The 20,883-nt window shown below is 39.0% G+C and carries 15 protein-coding genes; 9 read left to right on the forward strand and 6 right to left on the reverse strand.

All coding sequences use genetic code 11. From position 1 onward, the window contains the following. Positions 1-363 precede the first annotated feature (363 nt). Positions 364-969 carry an ANTAR domain-containing response regulator gene (locus tag OLW01_RS03375; RefSeq protein WP_268075209.1) on the reverse strand — a complete coding sequence of 202 codons (606 nt, stop codon included), beginning with the start codon at positions 967-969 and terminating at the stop codon, positions 364-366. Between the two features lie 241 nt (positions 970-1,210). Between OLW01_RS03375 and OLW01_RS18470 the strand changes: the two genes are divergently transcribed. From OLW01_RS18470 to OLW01_RS03385, 3 genes are all read left to right on the forward strand, one after another. After that, positions 1,211-1,384, forward strand: coding sequence for an SDR family NAD(P)-dependent oxidoreductase (locus tag OLW01_RS18470; RefSeq protein WP_428980173.1), 174 nt, complete (start codon positions 1,211-1,213; stop codon positions 1,382-1,384). Positions 1,385-1,391: 7 nt separating this feature from the next. Then, positions 1,392-1,544, forward strand: coding sequence for an SDR family oxidoreductase (locus OLW01_RS03380; RefSeq protein ID WP_268075210.1), 153 nt, complete (start codon positions 1,392-1,394; stop codon positions 1,542-1,544). Positions 1,545-1,670: 126 nt separating this feature from the next. Then, positions 1,671-3,110: a sugar porter family MFS transporter gene (locus OLW01_RS03385; protein WP_268075211.1), complete on the forward strand. Its 1,440-nt coding sequence runs from the start codon at positions 1,671-1,673 to the stop codon at positions 3,108-3,110. Between the two features lie 153 nt (positions 3,111-3,263). Here the strand turns inward: OLW01_RS03385 and trmB are convergent, their stop codons facing one another. Beyond that, positions 3,264-3,989: a tRNA (guanosine(46)-N7)-methyltransferase TrmB gene (gene trmB, locus OLW01_RS03390; RefSeq protein ID WP_268075213.1), complete on the reverse strand. Its 726-nt coding sequence runs from the start codon at positions 3,987-3,989 to the stop codon at positions 3,264-3,266. A 148-nt stretch (positions 3,990-4,137) separates the two neighbouring features. On the opposite strand from trmB, the gene OLW01_RS03395 reads away from it, so the two are divergent. Together OLW01_RS03395 and OLW01_RS03400 are read left to right on the forward strand one after the other, a co-directional pair. Further along, complete coding sequence (locus OLW01_RS03395; RefSeq protein WP_268075214.1) at positions 4,138-5,658, forward strand: glutamate-cysteine ligase family protein; 1,521 nt, start codon at positions 4,138-4,140, stop codon at positions 5,656-5,658. Next, the gene (locus OLW01_RS03400; protein WP_268075215.1) at positions 5,643-6,692 is read left to right on the forward strand and encodes a M14 family metallopeptidase; all 1,050 of its coding nucleotides are present in this window, start codon (positions 5,643-5,645) and stop codon (positions 6,690-6,692) included. The genes OLW01_RS03395 and OLW01_RS03400 overlap by 16 nt, the downstream gene beginning before the upstream one ends. On the opposite strand, the gene OLW01_RS03405 is transcribed toward OLW01_RS03400, so the two are convergent. Genes OLW01_RS03405 through dgt form a run of 3 tightly spaced genes read right to left on the reverse strand, consistent with a single transcriptional unit; the run spans position 6,689 to position 9,363 of the window. Next, entirely contained in the window at positions 6,689-7,117 is a 429-nt protein-coding gene (locus tag OLW01_RS03405) for a hypothetical protein (RefSeq protein WP_268075216.1), read from the reverse strand. The two genes, OLW01_RS03400 and OLW01_RS03405, sit on opposite strands and share 4 nt — an antisense overlap. Further along, entirely contained in the window at positions 7,110-7,904 is a 795-nt protein-coding gene (locus OLW01_RS03410; RefSeq protein ID WP_268075217.1) for a nucleotidyltransferase family protein, read from the reverse strand. The genes OLW01_RS03405 and OLW01_RS03410 overlap by 8 nt, the downstream gene beginning before the upstream one ends. Then, positions 7,897-9,363, reverse strand: coding sequence for a dGTP triphosphohydrolase (gene dgt / locus OLW01_RS03415; protein WP_268075218.1), 1,467 nt, complete (start codon positions 9,361-9,363; stop codon positions 7,897-7,899). The genes OLW01_RS03410 and dgt overlap by 8 nt, the downstream gene beginning before the upstream one ends. 103 nt (positions 9,364-9,466) lie before the next feature. Here dgt and OLW01_RS03420 point away from each other — a divergent pair, with 103 nt between their 5' ends. Next, positions 9,467-10,009, forward strand: a complete 543-nt coding sequence (locus OLW01_RS03420) for a hypothetical protein (RefSeq protein WP_268075219.1) — start codon at positions 9,467-9,469, stop codon at positions 10,007-10,009. Here the strand turns inward: OLW01_RS03420 and OLW01_RS03425 are convergent. Then, a complete protein-coding gene (locus OLW01_RS03425; protein ID WP_326498597.1) occupies positions 10,006-11,049 on the reverse strand; it encodes a GGDEF domain-containing protein in 1,044 nt (347 codons plus the stop codon). The genes OLW01_RS03420 and OLW01_RS03425 overlap by 4 nt on opposite strands. A 565-nt stretch (positions 11,050-11,614) precedes the next feature. Here OLW01_RS03425 and OLW01_RS03430 point away from each other — a divergent pair. The 3 genes from OLW01_RS03430 (at position 11,615) to OLW01_RS03440 (ending at position 20,850) form a co-directional block, all read left to right on the forward strand. Continuing rightward, positions 11,615-14,524 carry a TonB-dependent receptor gene (locus OLW01_RS03430; RefSeq protein WP_268075221.1) on the forward strand — a complete coding sequence of 970 codons (2,910 nt, stop codon included), beginning with the start codon at positions 11,615-11,617 and terminating at the stop codon, positions 14,522-14,524. Positions 14,525-14,559: 35 nt separating this feature from the next. After that, complete coding sequence (locus tag OLW01_RS03435) at positions 14,560-18,858, forward strand: alpha-1,6-glucosidase domain-containing protein (RefSeq protein WP_268075223.1); 4,299 nt, start codon at positions 14,560-14,562, stop codon at positions 18,856-18,858. Positions 18,859-19,050: 192 nt separating this feature from the next. Further along, complete coding sequence (locus OLW01_RS03440) at positions 19,051-20,850, forward strand: alpha-amylase family protein (RefSeq protein WP_268076145.1); 1,800 nt, start codon at positions 19,051-19,053, stop codon at positions 20,848-20,850. The last annotated feature ends 33 nt before the right edge of the window (positions 20,851-20,883 follow it).

A 20,883-nucleotide genomic window follows, 5' to 3' on the forward strand; every position in this document is an offset into this window, starting at 1 on the left:
CCGTTTATTAGGGCGTGTTGATCTTTTCTGTATGATTTTACAGCGAGTTGTGCGGTATTTATACAATGAAGCACGATTGTAGTGTAGTTGTTCTACATAAATGAGTGCTGAGGCAGTAGAAATGCCGCACAAACGCTGCCCGAAGGGTTCGTCCTAAACGCTTTTTACTCTTTGTTGCTGGTTTTTGACTTAGCCCGCTAGGCCTACAAACCAGCGCCGCGATTAAAAAGCGTTTAGTTAGAACAAAATTTATACAGCAAAGATCAACACGCCCAAGTAATATTTTTATCCTGCGGAATATTATACCCTTTTCAAAATTAAATCCGGTTAATTTTTATAACATTATTGGCAGCCAAAACAGGCTTAATTGACAGCTTGCATCACAGACACAATATTTTTAGCGACATCGTCCATTTTTTGGCTATTGTCCATCGCCATTTTTCGCAGCGTTTTATATGCTTGATCTTCAGACAGCCCTTTATGCTGCATTAATATACCTTTGGCTTTGTCTATCCATTTTCGGCCATCGAGTTTGCGCTTGGTCTCGATAAGCTCACTTTGCAATGATTGTACTTGTTTGAACCGCGCGATGGCGACTTGTATTGTCGGGCCCACATGATGGGGCAGTTTGTCGCCAACAATATAAGCATTAATTTGTGAGTTAAGTAATTTTTGGATCATAATTTGGTCTGAAAATTCAGTAAAAACCACCATAGGTTTAGGATCAATTTGATTAAGAATAACTAAACTATGAATGCTTTCGTTACTGAGTTTGTCCACATCTAAAATAATGACATCAGGAATGACCTCATCAACTACTTTTAATATTGAGCAAGTCGTTAGCCTTGGATAAACATGATAACCACAGGTCAATAATGCATTTTGTAAATCATGGTCATAGTGAGGGTGTTCTATTAATAATAAAACTTTTAATCCGTTGCTATTATTTGATTTATATTGATTTTGCATATGCTCTTAACAGGTTTATTGATCACTTAAATAAGGCTAAGCAAAAAGTGCGCCTAATGCTTATTTTAAAGCTGTAGGCGGTTATTTTAGCGGTTTTCATTCAGCATGGGCTCATATTGGTGAAACGTTTTGCACTGAAATACGGCAATTTGCATGAATATAGTCAAAATACGTGCGTTGGTTTGTGTATGTGTTTTGAGTTTATGGTAAGTTTTATTGTTAAGCTTTAATCTAAACAATATTGCACCCAAAAAATCAACAGACCCAATCACATGCAGGCGTTCGTCCCAAAGGTGCATCCGTTCTTTATTCGGAAAGTAAAGCTGCATTAAACCATATGACCAAATTATTGGCGTTTAATCTTTCTCCACACATTCGTGTTAACGCGATAGTTCTGGGGTTAATACGCCAATGACAGACAATTGGAAGACGCTCAGACATTATGGAAAAATAAATCGCCTATGAAACGATACGCAGAACCTGAAGATATTGCTGGTATTGCGGCTATGTTGTTTGAGATCTCGTATTTAACGGGAAAAATTATAATGGCAGGTGGTGGGCTTAATTTGGTTTAATTTGATTGTTTTTGGTTCTTTTATGAAATATTATTACTAAGTTATTATATTTTACATTAACAAGCTCATGTTAAATGTTATATTATCTTCTAAATTTTGTTGTGATAATAATCATAGGACACTTCAATGGCACAAATAGAACAAACAGCAAATAGTAAATTTGTTGGCACACAAGCAGAAAACAAAGCATTTATTATTTTGATTAGTTGCATTGCAACAATAGGTGGCTTTTTATTTGGCTACGATAGTGGCGTGATCAACGGAACGGTTGAAGGCATTAAGGTTGCGTTTAATTCTGACTCAGTTAATACCGGCTTTAATGTTGCGTCAATGTTACTAGGTTGTGCTGTAGGCGCTGCTGCGGCAGGTCGGTTAGCTGATGTTTATGGCCGCAAAACTATGTTAATTATTGCGGCTCTTTTGTTTTTATTGTCAGCATGGGGTACAGGTATTTCAACGGATTCTAGTTGGTTTATTTTTTACCGCATTGTTGGTGGCTTAGCAGTAGGTGCAGCCAGTGTAATGACACCTGCTTATATTAGTGAAGTTGCACCAGCACGCTACAGAGGCCGTTTGTCTACTATTCAACAAGTGGCCATTATCTCGGGCTTAACCTCTGCTTTTTTAAGTAACTATGTACTGGCGAATATTTCGGGTTCGGCATTAAATCCGTTGTGGCTTAACTTTGAAACTTGGCGTTGGATGTTTTGGGTTGAGTTAATTCCGGCTAGTATCTTTTTGCTAGCGTTATTTTTAATTCCTGAAAGTCCTCGCTTTTTAGTTGCTCGTCATAAAGATGAAAAAGCCCTAGCTACTTTAACTCGTTTATATGGTGAGCAAGAAGCTAAGCAAAAGTTATCTGAAATTCAACATACCGTTTCGCAATCGTCAGATAAACCTAAAATGTCTGACTTGTTAGACTCTGCTACGAGCAAAATTAGACCCATTGTTTGGGTTGGGATTGGTCTTGCGATTTTCCAGCAGTTTGTTGGCATTAATGTGGTATTTTATTACGGTGCGGTATTGTGGCAATCGGTTGGTTTTTCAGAGAGCGATTCGCTATTTATTAACATTTTATCGGGTTCATTAAGTATTGGCGCTTGTTTAGTCGCAATTGCTTTAGTTGATAAAATTGGTCGTAAACCATTATTAATGATTGGTTCAATTGGCATGGCGGTGACTTTATCTGTTGCAGCTTATGCCTTTAATACTGCCACAATAGGTGAAAGTGGTCAGCCTCAATTATCTGATTCTATGGGTACGCTAGCGCTTATTTTTGCTAATTTGTATGTTATTTTCTTTAATATGTCTTGGGGCCCCATTATGTGGGTAATGTTAGGCGAAATGTTCCCTAACCGCATTCGAGGATTAGGTTTAGCTGTTGCAGGCTTTTTCCAATGGGTTGCAAATTTTGCAATCACAATGACGTTCCCAATTATGTTAGGTTCAGTTGGTTTGGCAGGCTCGTATGGCTTTTATGCAATATCGGCAGCTATTTCAGCCGTCTTTGTTTTCAAGTTGGTTAAAGAAACCAAAGGTAAAGAGCTTGAAGAAATGCAGGGTTAAGCTACAAACTTATCGGTTAATTTTAGCTTGTTAAACAATAAAAAAGCCGCTCATACTTGAGCGGCTTTTTTTGTTTTAAGGTTAATTCCGTAACAATCTGTTAGTTAATGTATTAAAAACGCATTCATTAAACTGAGTTACGGTTGCGTAAATTTAATCTACTTTTTTATAGATTAAATCCCACACGCCATGGCCTAAATTTTGGCCACGTTTTTCAAATTTAGTTAAAGGTCTGTGTTCTGGCCTAGGCACATAATCACCATCGCTGGCTACGTTTTTATAGCCAGGCGCAGCATTCATCACCTCTGCCATATGTTCGGCATAGTTTTCCCAGTCAGTAGCCATATGAAATACACCGCCAATAGAAAGTTTTTGACGTAACAGCTCAACAAATTCAGGTTGTACAATACGGCGTTTATGGTGACGTTTTTTATGCCAAGGATCAGGAAAAAACAATTGCACTGTATCCAAGCTGTTATTAGCAATCGAATCTTTTAAAATCTCAACCGCATCGTGTGAAATTAACCGTAAATTGGTTAAGCCTGCATCGGTTGCTTCTTTTAAGCAAGCGCCAACCCCTGGGTGGTGAACTTCAATTCCGACAAAGTTTTTTTCAGGTGCTGCTTTTGCCATTGCAACAAGCGAACCGCCCATACCAAACCCAATTTCTAAGGTAACCGGGTTATCGTTACCAAACACGTCATGCCAATTGTATACGCTGGTTTGGTGCTCTAACCCCATTGACGGCCAGTATTGGGCAATGGCGGCCTCTTGGCCTTTGGTTAATCGGCCTTGGCGTACAACAAAGCTTTTTACTTCGCGAATCACTCGGCCATTATCTACTGCTCTTTTGAGCCTGTCTTGAGGCGTTTCACTCATATTTTGTCCACTATCGGAAAATTATAATTTTAGGGTGTTCATACTCCCTGTCTTAGCGGAGCGATCATAGCGCATATTATTGTGATCTAAAAAGTAAGTGCAAGTATATTTGACTATACTTAGCTTATTTATTGGCTGAGGGAATGTTATGGGTCAAAAAATTGTTCAGCAGCATTTTTCTCACTCAGACTTTGTTCAATTTAGAAGGCGTCTTGTTGAACAACTAAAACAGCTTAAACAGATTATAAATGCGCCTGCTTTTGGCAAATTGCCTTTAAAAATAGGGGCAGAGTTAGAGCTTTATTTAGTCGATAAACAAGGCTATGTAGCTAATCAAAGTGAAGCCGTTTTAACAAAGCTGGATGATCCTTTATTTCAGTTTGAAATTAATCAATATAATTTAGAGCTTAATTTAGCCGCCGTGAATGCCCTTGGCACTCCTTTTAGTCAGCTTGAATCGGCCATGCTACATAAATTGGCTCAGCTTGAATCTGTGACTCAAAAGCTTAATTTAGATTATGCCGCTATTGGTATATTGCCTAACTTAAAGGCGGGTGATATTGATATTGCTAATATGACAGATCAACTCAGGTATAAATTGTTATCTCAGCAATTATCTAATGCACGCGGTGCGCCCTTTAAAATTGATATTCATGGCGAAGAAAACATTCACTTAGATTTAAATGATGTGACAGCCGAAGGGGCTAATACTTCGTTTCAGGTGCATATGATGGTACCGCATAATGAATTTGCACAAGTTTATAATGCTATTTTGTTAACCCAGCCGCTGGTTACCGCTATTAGTGCTAACTCGCCCTTTTTTTTAACTAAAAAAGGCTGGCAAGAAACACGCATTGCCCTGCTAAAGCAATCGCTAGATTGTCGGATACCAGATATGGTTCAGCATAAATTACCGTCTAGAGTAAATTTAGCCTGTGGTTGGTTGCAACAAGATGCTTGGCAAATATATGCCGAGGCAGTGGCTTTATATCCTATTTTATTGCCTTATTTAACTGAGCCAGACACTGCGACCAGCACTTTGCCGGAATTAGCTGAATTAAATTTACATATGGGCACGATTTGGAGTTGGAATCGTCCGGTTTATTGCCCAAATGATAAAGGGCATATTCGGATAGAACTTAGAGCTTTACCGGCAGGCCCAAGTTGTATTGATATGACAGCTAATGCTGCGTTTGCGATAGGTTTAGCTTACGGCCTTAGAAATCAAAGCCCGCAAATTATTGCAATGATGCCATTTGATTTTGCCGATTATAATTTTTATCGCGCCGCGCACCAAGGGCTAGATGCTCAAATCATGTGGCCAGATTGGGAGCAGTATAAATTAGTTCAACAGCCGATAAGTCAAATTATCCGCAGCTATTTAGCGATTGCTCAACAAGGTTTAGTTGATTTAGGAATCAGGCAAGATGAAGCAAAGCACTACCTGAATGTGATTGAAAACAGATTAAGCAGCGGCATGACAGGCGCACGCTGGCAATTAAATTGTGTTGAGTATTATCAAAATGAATATCAAACACACTACCAGCAGCATTATGAGCCTCAAGTTGCTAGAGAGGTTGCTTGCCGACAAATGCTGCAAGATTACATTCGGTTATCAAAATCAAATCAAGCGGTTAGTCAATGGGAGCGGATATGGAAATTGAATTAAATAAACTTAGGTACATTAAGCTTGAACGCGAATCCTTGCCGGATGAAGCCGAGGCTTGGTTAAGTGAACTCACTACTGGCGTGGTGATTGATATAAAAGGCATACATTGCCATAAAACGCGGGTGCTATCTGCGCTTGTTCATGGCAATGAGCCTTCTAGTTTTTATGCGATTCATCGTTGGTTAAAATCAGATAAACAAGCTTATTGCAATGTACGCTTTGTGATTGCCTCGGTTGAGGCCTCTAAATGCGAGCCTTATTTTAATTTACGCTATGTGGATGGTGAAACTGATTTAAACCGTCAGTTTGCAATTTTACCTGATCAGCTAAATGAAGCCAGCCCAGCGCAAATTAGGGCAGCAAGTATTAAACAAGCTATTTTAGAAGTAAAACCAGAAGCGGTGATAGACATGCATAATACGTCATCTGCCAGTCCGCCTTTTAGTGTGGCAACGCGAATTGATATGCAGGCACAAGCGCTTGCTTCATTTTTTTGCCAAACGATGATTTACACGCGCCTTAAATTAGGCGCGTTAATGGAGCAAGATTTTAATTGCCCCATTGTCACTATTGAGTGTGGCGGGGCTAAAGATCAACAAGCACATGAAATGGCCTATCAGGGATTAGTTGAGTATTTATCAGCCGACGACTTATTTAGTGGTCATCATTTTAAATTAATCGATATTATAGAGCATCCGCTTAGGTTAGAGATCTTGTCTGGCTTTAGTTTGGCTTTTGCTCAGCATCAGCATGCTGATGTAGATGTCACTTTAGTCGCTGATATTGAACAGCATAATATGGGGGTAACCCGGGCGGATTGTTTTATTGGCTGGAGCCGAGTTGGCACGGATGCTTTTGCGGTAAAAAACGAAGCTGGTGAAGCTCAATCAAGCCAGTTGTTATACTGCAAAAATGGCGAGCTGTATACCAAACAGCCACTACGCATTTTTATGGCAACCAGCCATGTGGTTATTGCGCAAAAAGACTGCTTATTTTACGCAATATGTTGTGAGCCAGATTGTTTAGCGGATTAATGTCGCGTTTTTATCTCGCATAATAAAGGCATTTCGTTAATGATGTTGGTGCAATTTCCATTACGAACTTTGGCTTTTCGGCAAGTGGAAACTGTCCAGCTTACTTTATTCATATAGTCGTGATTAGACGGCACTTTGTTACATATATCAGGGCTTTTTTCTGCATTTTTAAAGCAGCTATTTAAAAAGTTTTTTAGAGCAACGGTACAGTTTGAATCTCGACAACTCTGACTTTTATCAATAACTGTATCTAAACAAGCTTGTTGGTTATTTGTTTTAGCATATTGGGCGCCATCAACTCGGGCTTGTTCCGTTTCTTCGGTTAACATTTGGCCGTTTTCCTGCCAATAAAAATAAAACGATAAAAAAGTCAGTAGCGCAAATAAGCCTGCCAAGGCCAATAGTAAATAACGGTTTTTAATCATGGTAATCCAGTTCTAAATTAAGTTGATATAAACGGTTCGCAATTAAGCCTGAAGCGGATATTGGCTGTGAAAGTTGTAATTGAATTAATTCATCAGATATTTGAGCTAAATAGCAGCTTGAATACTGAACCTTTTCGTATTGCCTTAATTGTGCAATTTGAGGCGGGGATAAGCAAGTAGATAAATATTCAAATAAATGCGTATCTAACCATGTTACAGGCTTGGATATCAAGCAGCGCAGGAGCCTAAGCAAAGTGCCTTGTGGGTTTGGGTTTTGGGATAAATTTAATTTTAAAATGCCTTGGTTTAAATCATCAAAATAGTGGGGCGCAAGTAATAATTTTTGATTGGATAAGTCAAATAAAGCGGCATCCCAATTTGTGATGGTTGTTTTTAATAAGGCTTGTGGCTGAGTCAATTTAACCCAGTTTTGTTTAAATGCCCAAGTTTCTTCAAGTGGCCAAATGTCTAGCCACCATTTATCGCATTTAACTCTGTAGCCACCAAATTTGTTGGTATGTACTGGATGCGACTGTTTAATATCGCGCATTATTTTTGCCAATTCAGGAGCGGGGCAATGCACAACAAAATCTAAATCCGAATTAAAATAGCGAATACCGTCCAGCGCAAAGTCTCGAATTGCACCGCCAAATAAATAAACGGGGCCCCCATGCGAAAGTTGCTCAACCAGTTGGGCTACCTGAAGTCGCCCAGCATTGTGCGGGGCGTATAAAAAGCGTTGAATTCGTTGACGTAAAATTGAAGACGATGTAGCAATTTTAGTCATTTAAATGTTGTAGCTCATTGTATAATTGAATTAAATAGTTGTCTGTCATTCCGGATACGGCATCCGCTAATAACTGGGCTTTTCGGTAATTTAAACTAACATGGCTTTCTTCAGCAAAAATACGGCGATAATTTTCTGAAATACGCTGATAAGCATATTTGCCAAATAAACTGTGATTTTTTTCGTGTTGCTCGTTTTCAATGCCTAGCCATAACATATCCATAATACCGGATATGTAGTTATTGCCTTTAAGCTCTAGCTCCAATACAGATTTATGTTGATATCCATGAATGCTGTCAAACTTTTTCATGGTTTTACAAAATTGATTCGCTGCGCTGTTATCTAACAGTTCATAACCGGGCTTGATATCACCAGCTAAAATTTTGTCAATGTCGTTTACAAACGTTTCTAATAAGGCTTGGATCATAGCACTGATTGCATATACTCGAAACATTTGCATTGAAACTTCATTTAGCTCTTTTGGGCTAATACTTGAATTTTTAAATGATTTGTTTTTCTGCTTAGCGCTGGTTAATATTTTTTTAGTGATTGTATCATCTGGATTATGATGCTCTAAAAAATCGACTATATCGGAAAAGGAGGCAATGTCTTTTTTAACAATATCTTCCGCATCTAAAACTGAGTAGGCGATATCGTCACAGGCTTCCATTAAAAGCGTAAATGGGTGGCGAATGCCTTCTGCTAACCCGGTTTGTTGCCAAACATCTTCAACAATATGTTGCTCTGATTGAAAAAAGCCTGATTTTTTCCAGCCATACGCTTTACAGTGTTGGCTGGAAATTGGGTATTTAATCATTGATGCTAACGTAGCATAGGTTAAATTTAGGCCAAATTTGTCGTTTAAAACCTGTAAGCGTGTGACCAGCCTAAAGGTTTGAGCGTTACCGTCAAAGTTAATAAAATCTTCTGAGTCGGGATGATTGATAGTGCCAAAAATGTTTTCTTGGTGGCGCTTAAACCAATTTTGGATGGCGATTTCGCCTTGATGTCCAAAAGGGGGGTTACCTAAATCATGAGCTAAGCCAATGGCGGCTAATAAAGCAGGGACACAACGTTCCAATTCACGACTAGCGTGTTGTGAAAATACTTGTTCTCTAAAGTCAAACGCGAGGCGGATGCCAATGCTGCGGGCTAAACTAGACACTTCGTGACTATGAGTCAGGCGATTACGAACACTATCGTTGCGCTCAAGTGGAAACACTTGAGTTTTATCGGCCATGCGCCTTGTTGGTGTAGCAAATAAAATGCGATCATAGTCGCGCTCTAACTCAATGCGACCATTAGCAGATAAGGTTTGGCTCCCTTGTCCGTGAATATCTTTTCGGCGTAAACCGTTTAAAAGTTGAGCCCAGTTGAGCATGTTGATATTCCCTATTAATGCAAAGTTATTATCCTGAGCTAAGTTGTCTGAAAAATCAATAAAATGCTTAATTTTCATACGGGTTATAAAGTTAGCTTGTCGCCTTTCTTAATTGTAAATTGCAGTTATACTTTGGATAACCTTTGCGTAAATTTATTTAAAGGCCTTGAAAGGAAACAAAATGTCATACAACAAGCCGCAATCTCAAGATGAAAAATGGTGCCACAGAGCAGAAACTACTAACTTATTAGCGTTATCTATCGCGCAAATTCATATGAGTTTAACCGAAGGTGATAATTCAATTGATACGCTGACGGAATCATTTCAAAAACTTGCCAATTTTTGTATAAAAGTAGAAAATTTGGCAAAAGAAGATAAAGCTGAACAAGGCAATCAAGAAATTATTAGATTAGCTGAAAGCATGTCATCACAAATTAACGAAGCCATTGTGGCATTTCAGTTTTATGATAGGCTTTGCCAGCGATTAGAGCATGTTACAACTAGTTTAAATGGACTAGCCGATTTATTAAAAGATGATGCTCATTTAACGTTACCGGATGGCTGGTTAGATTTACGAGAACAAATACGGCAGCAATACACAATGCAAGCCGAGCATCAAATGTTTGAGTTAATAATGCAAGGCCACTCTCCAGAACAAGCGCTAGAACAATTTAAAGCCTTATTGCTCGTTAATAATAACCAAAATGATATTGAGTTGTTTTAGTTAGTTGTATTTTTATTGAGCGCGACAGACTTTGAACTGCAAACTTGGTTGCGGCCATTTTGTTTTGCTTTGTATAAAAATTTATCAGCTTTTCCGATACTGTCTGTTATTGACCGATTTTCAGAAAGGGTTGAAACGCCTATACTCAGGGTGATTTTCGTCGAGCTTTTGCCGATTTTAAACTGAATGTCGGCTATTTTTTCGCGAATATTTTCAGCCGCAGCTTCTGCACTGTTTAAGTTGGCATCGGGTAATAAAAATAAAAACTCTTCGCCTCCCCAGCGTGATACTACATCTTGTTGGCGAACCATGTTTTTAAAGTGTGTTGAAAGTTGCGTTAAAATAATATCTCCAGCTTCATGACCATAGTTATCATTAACCTGTTTAAAGTGGTCTATATCGCATAATAATAGGCAGGCAGTGTTATGCGAGCGAGAAATTCGGGCATATTCAATTTGAATTTTATCCATCATATCTCTTCGATTAGATAAACCCGTGAGTGCATCGTGTTTTGCCATTTTTTCAAATTTTTCACTTAATTCTTTAATATTATTTAAAGAAAGTTTGCGCGAATACTCATAACAGTAAGATAAAAAGGTGACCGTTAAAAATGAATATATAAGCCTGAGTTTAAAGCTAACGCTATATTCAGTGGCTAACAAAGCGCCGTTATCATAAAACATCAGTAATATGGCTAGGCTAATGAATACAAAAATGTTAAAAAGCCCAACAGATAAGCCCCCTAAAAAAAGTGCCACGGGTGGAATGATATAAATCCAAAGTGGCCCCGTGTTGTCAACCCCCCCACTATAGATTAAATAGAGCATTAAACTAGATAAGGCGATTAATACACCTGTGGCAGGCTCTTTGTGATGTTGAGTTGTTTTTAGGTAAAAATGACCACCATAAAAACATATACAAGCCAGTAATAAACTACTGGCGAGTAGGTAATTGTCATGAATTAAGGCGTTGCCACCCATAATAGCAGTCACGCTAGCACCAACTAACGAGAATAAATTAAGGATAAATATCCTTCGCATGGCCTCTTGATCGGCACCTTTGGGAATTCCGCTTTCACAATATTTAATCAAATTATTTTTAAGATATGACCACACAACTATAATCTTCTGCTAATGAATGCTTTGAGCTAAGGTAACTTATTGGACCCGCTCGATTATGAGATAAGCTTACGTTTTGCTTATTAAACCAATTGAATTTTCATTAATTACTTTCCTTGTAATGATTAATAACTAAGTCGTTTAATATTTTTAAGTGCATTTCTATATTGTTTATCAGCTTATTTTAGCGGTAACAGAATAAAAATCCCATTTTTATTTGTTTTTTATTTGTTAATAACTGCATACGTATGCAAAGCATTGTCATTTTATAGCTCAATTATTTGAATAGTTGACTGTTTTTAAAGGGTTTTATGGCGTTTTTGAAAGGGGGGTGTTTTATTGAATACGTATGCAAAGCTATACCCCCCTGACCAATTTAAGTCTATTATTTGTGAAACATTAATTTAACAAATAATAATGTTTTGTTTGATGAACATACTTTTATTCATGGTATTTCATTTATTCAAATGACAATTGGGGAGTTCCTATGTCTTTATTCAAGCCTAACACACTAACTATCGCGTTATGGGCTGCAGGTTTAACCATGCCAGCTATCGCTTATAGTGCAGAGAGTGAGGTTGAGCAAACTACGCTAGAACAAGAAGAATCAATAGAAACCATTACTATTACTGGTTTTCGTCGTAGTTTGATTGACTCAATTAACACAAAACGTTTTTCAGATACGGTTTCAGAACAAATTTCAGCAGATGATTTAGGTGCCTTGCCAGATGTATCTATATCAGATGCTTTAACGCGTTTACCGGGTATTTCAGCGGTACGAACTAACGGTCAATCTGGCGAAATTAACATTCGTGGTTTAGCGGGTGGTTTTGTGTTTACCACATTAAATGGTCGTGAGCAGGTGTCTACTAAAGGTGAACGAAATATTGAGTTTGATCAATATCCATCTGAACTTATTAGTTCGGGCGCTGTTTATAAATCGCCCAAAGCTTCACTGATTGAAGGCGGTGTTGCGGGCACGGTTGAGCTTACTACAGCAAGCCCACTAAGTATTAAAAATGACTATAAATTGTCTGCTAATGCGCGAATGATGAAAAATGATCGTTCAAGCGAGATTTATGATGCCGACGGTACAGGGCATAGATTAAGTGTTTCGTATCAAACTAAGTTGTTGGATGACACTTTAGGGGTTGCTGTTGGCGCAGCACGTTTATATCAACCTAGTGTTTCAACTCAATTTATAGGTTTAGCTTATAACGAGCGTAAAGAGCTTGATTTTGATCAAGCCGAACAAGAACGAGATGAAGCACTTGGCTTAGAAAATCCAGGGCAAGAGTATTTAAGTGAGGGAATGGAGCTGCAACACAGAGGTGGCGCCGAAACTCGAACAGGATTAATGGGTGTTATTGAGTATGCACCCACTGATAATTTTGTGTTAAAAGCCGATTATTTTAAATCTAAATTTGATTCAGAAGAATTTGCTCGCGGCCTACGCATTAAATTTGAGCCAGATGATGCCGGTATTAATAATCCTGTTTTAGAAGATGGCGATTATATGATTGGCGGTACTATTAGTCGTTATTCAAATGGTTATACCCGTATTGAAACCGCTAATGACAACAATAATAAAGAAAACAGTATTACGAGTTATGGCGTGAATGCCGACTGGTTTATAACTGATAATTTACAAGTTCAATTTGATGTATCTCATTCAAAAGCGGATAGCGATTTTAGAAATGGTTTGCTGTGGAGCTTGATTGCTGAAGATGCTAATGCTGACTCACCCGTTACTGATAAAAATTTGTCAATTAACTATCAACTCAACGGTTTAGACTTACCTGATTTAGGCGTTAATCAAGGCGATAAACTGACCGATATTAATCATTTAATGGTTAGTAAATATGGGATTTATCCTTACATTTATTCAGATCAGGTGGATGCAGTTAAATTTGATTTAACTTACACCCTAGATAATGATTTTTTCTCGTCAATTGAATTTGGTGCACGTGAATCTGAACGCGAATATACCGCTAAACGACAAGTGTTTGAGTACGGTAGTGATGGTGAATTTTTAACTGAAGAAGCTCCGCTTAAACTAACTGATGATATGGTTCATCAAGTTGATTGGGAAGGTGAATTTTCATACTTTCCAAGCTATTTAGCAATTGACATGGATAAAGCGCTTAATGCTTGGTTTCCATCTGGCGTACCTGAACCAGTACAAACCTGGGGTAACGCACCGGGTGTTGATAATCAAGACGATATTACCACTAATACCGATTACTCTTGGTCTATGGTGCAAAGTGGTAATGTATATGAAGACGTATTTGCCGCATACGCTATGGCAAATATAGATACTGAGTTTTTAGGTGTTCCTGTAACTGGTAATTTAGGCGTGCGCATGGTTGAAACTGAGCAATCAGCAACCGAGCTAAAAAACGTAGATGGCAACTTAAAAGCTGGTGCTCAAAATATTAAAGATGAAGCTGGGTTGATTAATACTGAGTATAGTAAAGAAGTTCGTGGAATTAAGTACACCGATTACCTGCCTCAGCTTAATTTAAACTTTAAAATTACCGACAATGATCAAATTAGGGTTGCGGCTGCTAAAGTCATGTCTCGCCCTCCAATTCATCGTTTAGCGGCGCAAAGCTCATATAACATTAATGCATTAACAGGTGAAGTCACTGGGAGCGCAACAAATAACCCAGAATTAAAACCTTTTTATGCAACTCAGTACGACCTATCGTTTGAACGTTATTTTGATGATGCATCAGGGTCGTTAGCGGTTGCTTTGTTTTACAAAGACATTGAATCAACTGGTATTCAAGCTGTGACTTTAGAAAACTTTGATTTTGAAGGCTATGGTTTTCCAATACCAGACGCAATCGAGCAAGAAAGCGGCGCTATGTTAGAGACGACTAATGGTGATTTTGAAATCGCTTACAATGATGACAATGGCGGTTACCTGCGTGGTTTAGAAGTGTCTTTCACTAAAATTTTTGTTGATTTACCTGAATTATTTTCCGGTTTAGGGGTGAATTTAAATTATTCGTATACCGAAAGTGAAATTGACCAATTGCAAAATGTGGATGGTGATACTTTTAGCACTAGCTTACCAGGCTTATCTAAAAACTTATTTACGGGTACGGCATTTTGGGAGTATCAAAATTTTGAAACTCGGTTAAGCGTAAGGTATCGCGACAAATTTGTTTCTGATCAAACCGCTCGAGATACTCAAATTGTTAATTACGACGCTGAAACTGTGCTTGATTACCAGGCCTCATACAAACTAACCGACAGCCTAAGTGTTTTATTTCAGGCCAATAACTTAACTGATGCACCCACTAAAAGTTATTTTGGCACTGAAGCGAAAACCGGCACCATTCAATACTTTGGTCGTCAATTTTATCTAGGTGTGAATTACGCTCTGTAATCTCGTCAAACTGAAACAAATTTTAGGAGTTTAGTATGAAACTAAATCAACATTTTTCAATTTTGCCCCTCGCGGCATTTGTTAGCATGTCGCTTGTTTCTTGTGGCGAGAGTGAAGACATTCAATCAGGCGCAGTTTTATTAACTTGCGATACGCCTATGGTTGCTAATGCAGCTGGTACCGAGTGTGTGGCACCAGAAGCTAAAGTTTGCCCGTTTCCATCTGTGCCTGATGCCACCAATGAAGTATGTGTAACAGGCCCTAACCCTGAAATCGGCTTACCTGCGATTACACCAAATGAAAGCCAGGCTATTTTATATTACAACCGAGGTGCAGACGATTATAACGGTTGGAAGCTACATACCTGGAATAACGAAACTTGCGATTCGTTAGCAGATACTTCGGTTGCTAGCAGTTGGAATGACGGTTTAATTCATAATGGTGTTGACCCAGTTTTTGGCGCTTATTGGATTTTAGATTTAAAAGCCGAGCATGGGGATTGCATTAATTTTATTGTGCACAAAGGCGATGAAAAAGATCTAGGTAGCTCAGATAAAAAATTGGATTTAACTCAGCCTGAAGCAGATTACGCCCGAATGGGATTTGCCTTCAAATCTGAAACGACGATTTTTAAATATCCACTCAAATCTTTGGGGGATAAAGCATTAGAAATTAGCGAAAGTGCGGCGCATTTAATTGATGCCAACACCTTGGTTTGGGACTTGGATACTTTAGAAGTGGCTGAAGTTAAACTTCATCACTCTGCCATGGCGGATATTGAAGTTGCTGACTCTGTGGTATCAGGCGATACCGTGAGCTTTACTGAAACAGATTTAACGGACGCTCAAATTGAACGTGCCCCTGTGATTAACGCGTGGGCGGCATTTGCTAATGATTTAACGGCGGATGAAGCTAAAAACTTATTAAAATCGCAATTGGTGGCAGTTGCTTATGATGCAGATGGTATCGCGATAGATGCAACTTGGGTGCAAACTGCAAAAGCCTTAGATGCGCTTTATACCATGGCAGATAATGACGCCAACGAGGCTGTATTAGGAACAGTTTACGAAAACGGTATTATTCAAAATTCGGTTTGGGCACCCACTGCACAGCAAGTTATGCTTAAAGTCTATGATGCCAATAAAACTGAACTTGCCAGCCATGCAATGAATTATGATGAGGTGACCGGTATTTGGTCTTATCAAGGCGATAGTGCGGATTTAGACCGAAAATTTTACCAGTATGAAGTAACTGTTTATCATTATACTAATCAGCAAATTGAAACCTTGCTAACCTCAGACCCTTACTCAGTAAGCTTATCAACCAATGGTGAGTTTTCTCAGTTTGTTAATTTAAATGACCCAGATTTAAAACCTACAGATTGGGAAACACATGCAATCCCAACCATTGAAAATATTGAAGATGCGGTTTTATTGGAAGCTCATATCCGTGATTTCAGTATTAACGATGAAACGGTATCAGCTGAAAACCGAGGTAAATATTTAGCTTTTACTGAAACAGATTCAAATTCAGTTAAATACTTAAAACGTTTGGCAGATGCTGGGGTAACTCATTTTCATATGTTACCCGCTAATGATATTGCCACAATTGAAGAAGACACTGCTTCTCGAATTGATTTAACTAACAGTGTCGCAGAGCTTTGTGAAGTAAAAACCGACGCAGCTATTTGCGGCGTTGAAAATGAAACTGATACTCTGTGGCAGGTATTAGAAGCTTACGTTGATGATTATGAGCCTAAAAAAGCACAAACTTTAATTACTGAAATTAAAGATATTGATGGTTTTAACTGGGGGTATGATCCACATCATTTTAACGCACCCGAAGGGAGTTATGCTTCAAATCCGGATGGCGTAACGCGAATTATTGAAATGCGTGAAATGAATCAGGCGTTGCATAAATTAGGTTTACGCGTGGTATTAGATGTTGTTTATAACCATACCAGCGCATCGGGTTTATGGGATAACTCAGTATTTGATAAAGTGGTACCGGGTTATTATCACAGACGTAATGAAGTGTCAGGCAACGTTGAAAACTCAAGTTGTTGTGACAATACCGCAACTGAAAACCAAATGTTTGATAAGTTTATTCAAGACTCATTAGTGTTATGGACAGAGGCTTATAAATTTGATGGTTTCCGCTTTGATATTATGGGGCATATTCCTAAATCTACTTTATTAGAGGCCCGCGATAAAGTGGCGGCAATTGATCCTGATACTTACTTTTATGGTGAAGGCTGGAATTTTGGCGAAGATGTTCAAAATGACAGATTATTTGAACAAGCTCGTCAGGATAATATGGGTGGCAGCGAAATAGGCACCTTTAACGACAGACCACGAGATGATATTCGAAATGCGGCACTATTTAACCAAGATGGCAGTTTAGATTCGCAAGATTATATCCGCTTGGGGCTAGCTGGCACTTTGGCTGATTTTCCATTAATGGGTAATTTAGGAAACGTTGCAACGGGTAGTAGTTTTGCTCGAGCGAGTTATGCACTTGATCCAGCCGATGTGATTAACTATGTATCTAAACATGATAATGAAACTTTGTGGGATCAACTGCAATATGGCTTACCAGAAAGCTACAATTTAGCCGAGCGGGTTAGAGCACATAATATTGCAGCGAGCATTCCTGTGTTAAGCCAAGGTATTCCATTTTTTCAATTGGGCGTTGATTTAATGCGCTCAAAATCAATGGACAGAGATAGCTATAATTCGGGCGACTGGTTTAACTACATTGATTTATCTATGCAGCAACACAATTGGAATATTGGTTTGCCGCCTGCTGAAAAAAATGAAGAAAAATGGGATGCGATTGCTAAGCTTTTGTACGCAGTAGATAAACCAAGCAGTTATGAACTTGAGATGAGTGCTAACGTGTTTGCTGAGTTTTTACAAATTCGCGACCAAAGCCCACTGATGCGGTTAACCAACGCTCAAGATATTATTGACCGTGTGGGTTTTCATAATGTGGGTGCGCGTCAAACTCAAGGGTTAATTGTAATGAGTATTGATGATGGCTCCGAGTGGACTGATATTGATCCTAATCTTGACGCTATGCTTATTGTGATTAACGGCTCAAATATCGCGCAATCTCATACCATCGCCACAGCGAGCGGTTTTGAACTGCATTCCATTCAGCAGAACTCTTATGATTCGGTTGTAACAGGTGCTTCATTTACCCAAGGCGAAGGTGAAGGCACATTTGATGTTCCGGCATTAACTACCGCTGTCTTTGTGAAACCTCAAGGCGATGCGCAAGGGGCGGGTTTATCAGCTCAAGCTACTCAAGGTGCACCAGATGTCGTGCCTTTTGGTGATACGCCAGTGTATTTAAAAGGCGATATGAATGGCTGGTCTAATGAAATGCAGCTAAGTTATGTAGGCAATGGAATTTACCAAACACGTGTTGAGTTAATGGCGGGTCAAAGTTATGGCTTTAAATTAGCAGACGCGGATTGGGCATCTATTATTTATGGTGCAGCTGAAGGTGCTGACGGGGCAGTTGCGGAAGGCACCGATAAAACCTTATCGCTTGGTGGCGGAACGGGTAATTTAAGTTTTACTCCAGATACAGATGCAACTTATATCTTTAGTTTTGATGCTTCTGATAAAGATGCCGTTGTATTAAATATTGTAAACGAAGAACCGTTTGTAGGCGTAGATGTGTTACTTAGAGGTGATATGAACGGTTGGAGCGAAACGGATGCTTTTGTTTATCAAGGTGGGCGTATATATATCTTAAATACTAGCTTAGCTGCGGGTACATACGGCTTTAAAATTGCTGACGCGCAGTGGGGCGAGCTTGGGGTTAATTTTGGAGCGGAGTCTGAGGCGCAAGCTCAAGTTGAATTAGCTGAAGCAGAGTATTTAGCAAGTACTCAAAATAACTTAAGCATTACGTTAGCAGAAGACGCTGAGTTGGTTTTCATTTTTGATATGACCAATTTAGAGCCTAAATTAAGAGTTTATAAAGCAAACTTTTTCGCTGACACACCAGTATTTATACGCGGTGGCATGAATGACTGGGGAGAAGTGGACCAACTTAGTTACAACAACGATGGTACTTATTCAGTTGATTTGACACTAGCAGCGGGCGATTATGAATTTAAAATTGCTTCTGCTGACTGGTCAACAGTTGACTTAGGTGCGGTCTCAGAGAATGTAGCAAATGTTGAGCTAGCCGTAGATGAGCAGTTGGCATTTAAAGGCGACAACATGACATTTACCGCTGATTCAGATGGGATATATCGGTTTTTAGTTGAAGGGCCGGATGGGGCAAATCCAAATTTAACGATTAGTTTATTGCCTTAGTGTTGCCTTAGTTTTAGCTAAACTTTGCTAAGCCGCCTACGGGCGGCTTTATCTATAATCTTTTAAACTTTACTAGCCAAAGCGTTAATTTTTATGAATTTATTAAGAAAAAATTTATCTTTAACCGTTATTAGTAGCGCATTCGTTTTGTCTGCGTGTGCGGTTAATAACAAACATACTGAGCCGCTTGAAATGTCTAACAATGCGCAAAAATCAGTTAATAAACACGTGGTTTATCAGGTATTCACGCGTTTGTTTGGTAATACGAATTCCACCAATAAACCTTGGGGGACGATTGAAGAAAACGGGGTCGGTAAATTTAATGATTTTACGGATAAGGCCCTATCTGAAATAAAACGCCTTGGGGTGAGTCATATTTGGTACACAGGTGTGCCGCATCATGCTGTGATTAACGATTATACTGATTATGGAATTAATTTAGATGATCCGGATGTAGTTAAAGGCCGTGCGGGTTCACCTTATGCGGTTAAAGATTATTACACGGTTAACCCTGATTTAGCAGAAGATCCAGCTAATCGTTTAGCTGAGTTTGAGGCTTTAATTGAGCGTACCCATAAGCAGGGCATGAAAGTGTTAATTGACATAGTGCCAAACCATGTGGCGCGCAATTATCACTCTTTGGCAAAACCCACAGGCGTGCAAGATTTTGGCGCAGCGGACGATACCTCGGTTGAGTATGCACGTGATAATAATTTTTATTATGTGGTCGGTGAAGACTTTAATGTACCCGAAGCCCAAAATGGTTATCAGCCGTTAGGGGGTGAAAAACATTCATTGTCAGATGGCCAGTTTGATGAATCACCCGCGAAATGGACAGGTAATGGATCGCGAAAAGCCCAACCAGACTTTAACGACTGGTATGAAACCGTGAAAGTAAATTATGGCGTTAAGCAAGATGGTAGCCATGATTTTGCTAAGCTTCCAGACGATTATGCGGATAAAAATTACCAAGCGCATTATGCGTTTTGGCAAAATCAGGATGTGCCTGATTCATGGATGAAATTTAAAGATATTGCACTTTACTGGACCCAAAAAGGGGTTGACGGATTCAGGTTTGATATGGCTGAAATGGTGCCAGTGGAATTTTGGAGTTATATGAACTCTGCCATTAAAATGGCGAATCCTGATGCTTTTTTATTAGCTGAAATTTATAATCCAAGCGCATACCGCGATTATATTCGCTTAGGTAAAATGGATTATCTTTACGATAAAGTCGATTTTTATGACACGCTAAAACCACTGATGCAAGGAAAAGCAGGAGCTGACAATTTAGTGTCTATCCAAAACCGGTTTGCTGATATTGAGCATAATCTACTTCACTTTTTAGATAACCATGATGAGCAGCGTATTTCTAGCCCTGAATTTGCAGGTGACGCTAATATAGGTAAACCTGCAATGGTCGTTTCAAGCTTAATCAGCTCTTCGCCTATTATGATTTACTTTGGTCAAGAAGTGGGAGAAGACGGTAGCGAAGAAACTGGATTTGGAGATCCTAGTCGCACGACCATTTTTGATTATGCGGGAGTGCCAGCGCATCAAAGATGGATGAATGATGGCAAATTCGATGGCGGTCAGTTATCTGCCAAAGAGGCAGAATTACGTGATTTTTATCAACGCTTGCTAAACTTTACCTTACAAAGTGAAGCTTTAGTTGGACAGTATGCTGAGTTACATAGTGTTAACCGTAGTGCAAACCCTAATTACACTGAGCGACAGTTTGCATTTGCCCGTTTTAATAACAATGAAAAGCTTATTGTGATCAGTAACTTTGATCAAACAGAGAGTAAAGAAATTGAGCTAATTGTACCGCAGCAAGTCATTACTAAAATGGGATTAAGTGATGGTAAATATACATTTACCGATCAACTCTACCATGAGATTTCGGCAAATTTGAATGTGAAAAATGGGATGGGACGAATCAAAGTTAAGCTGGCGGGGTTAGAGTCTTTGGTATTGCTTTACAACAAATAACGCCATTTTGCTTGAGCTTTCAATTGCGAAGTC

Origin of the sequence: Catenovulum adriaticum, from assembly GCF_026725475.1 — a bacterium.
In the GTDB taxonomy this organism is placed as follows: domain Bacteria; phylum Pseudomonadota; class Gammaproteobacteria; order Enterobacterales; family Alteromonadaceae; genus Catenovulum; species Catenovulum adriaticum.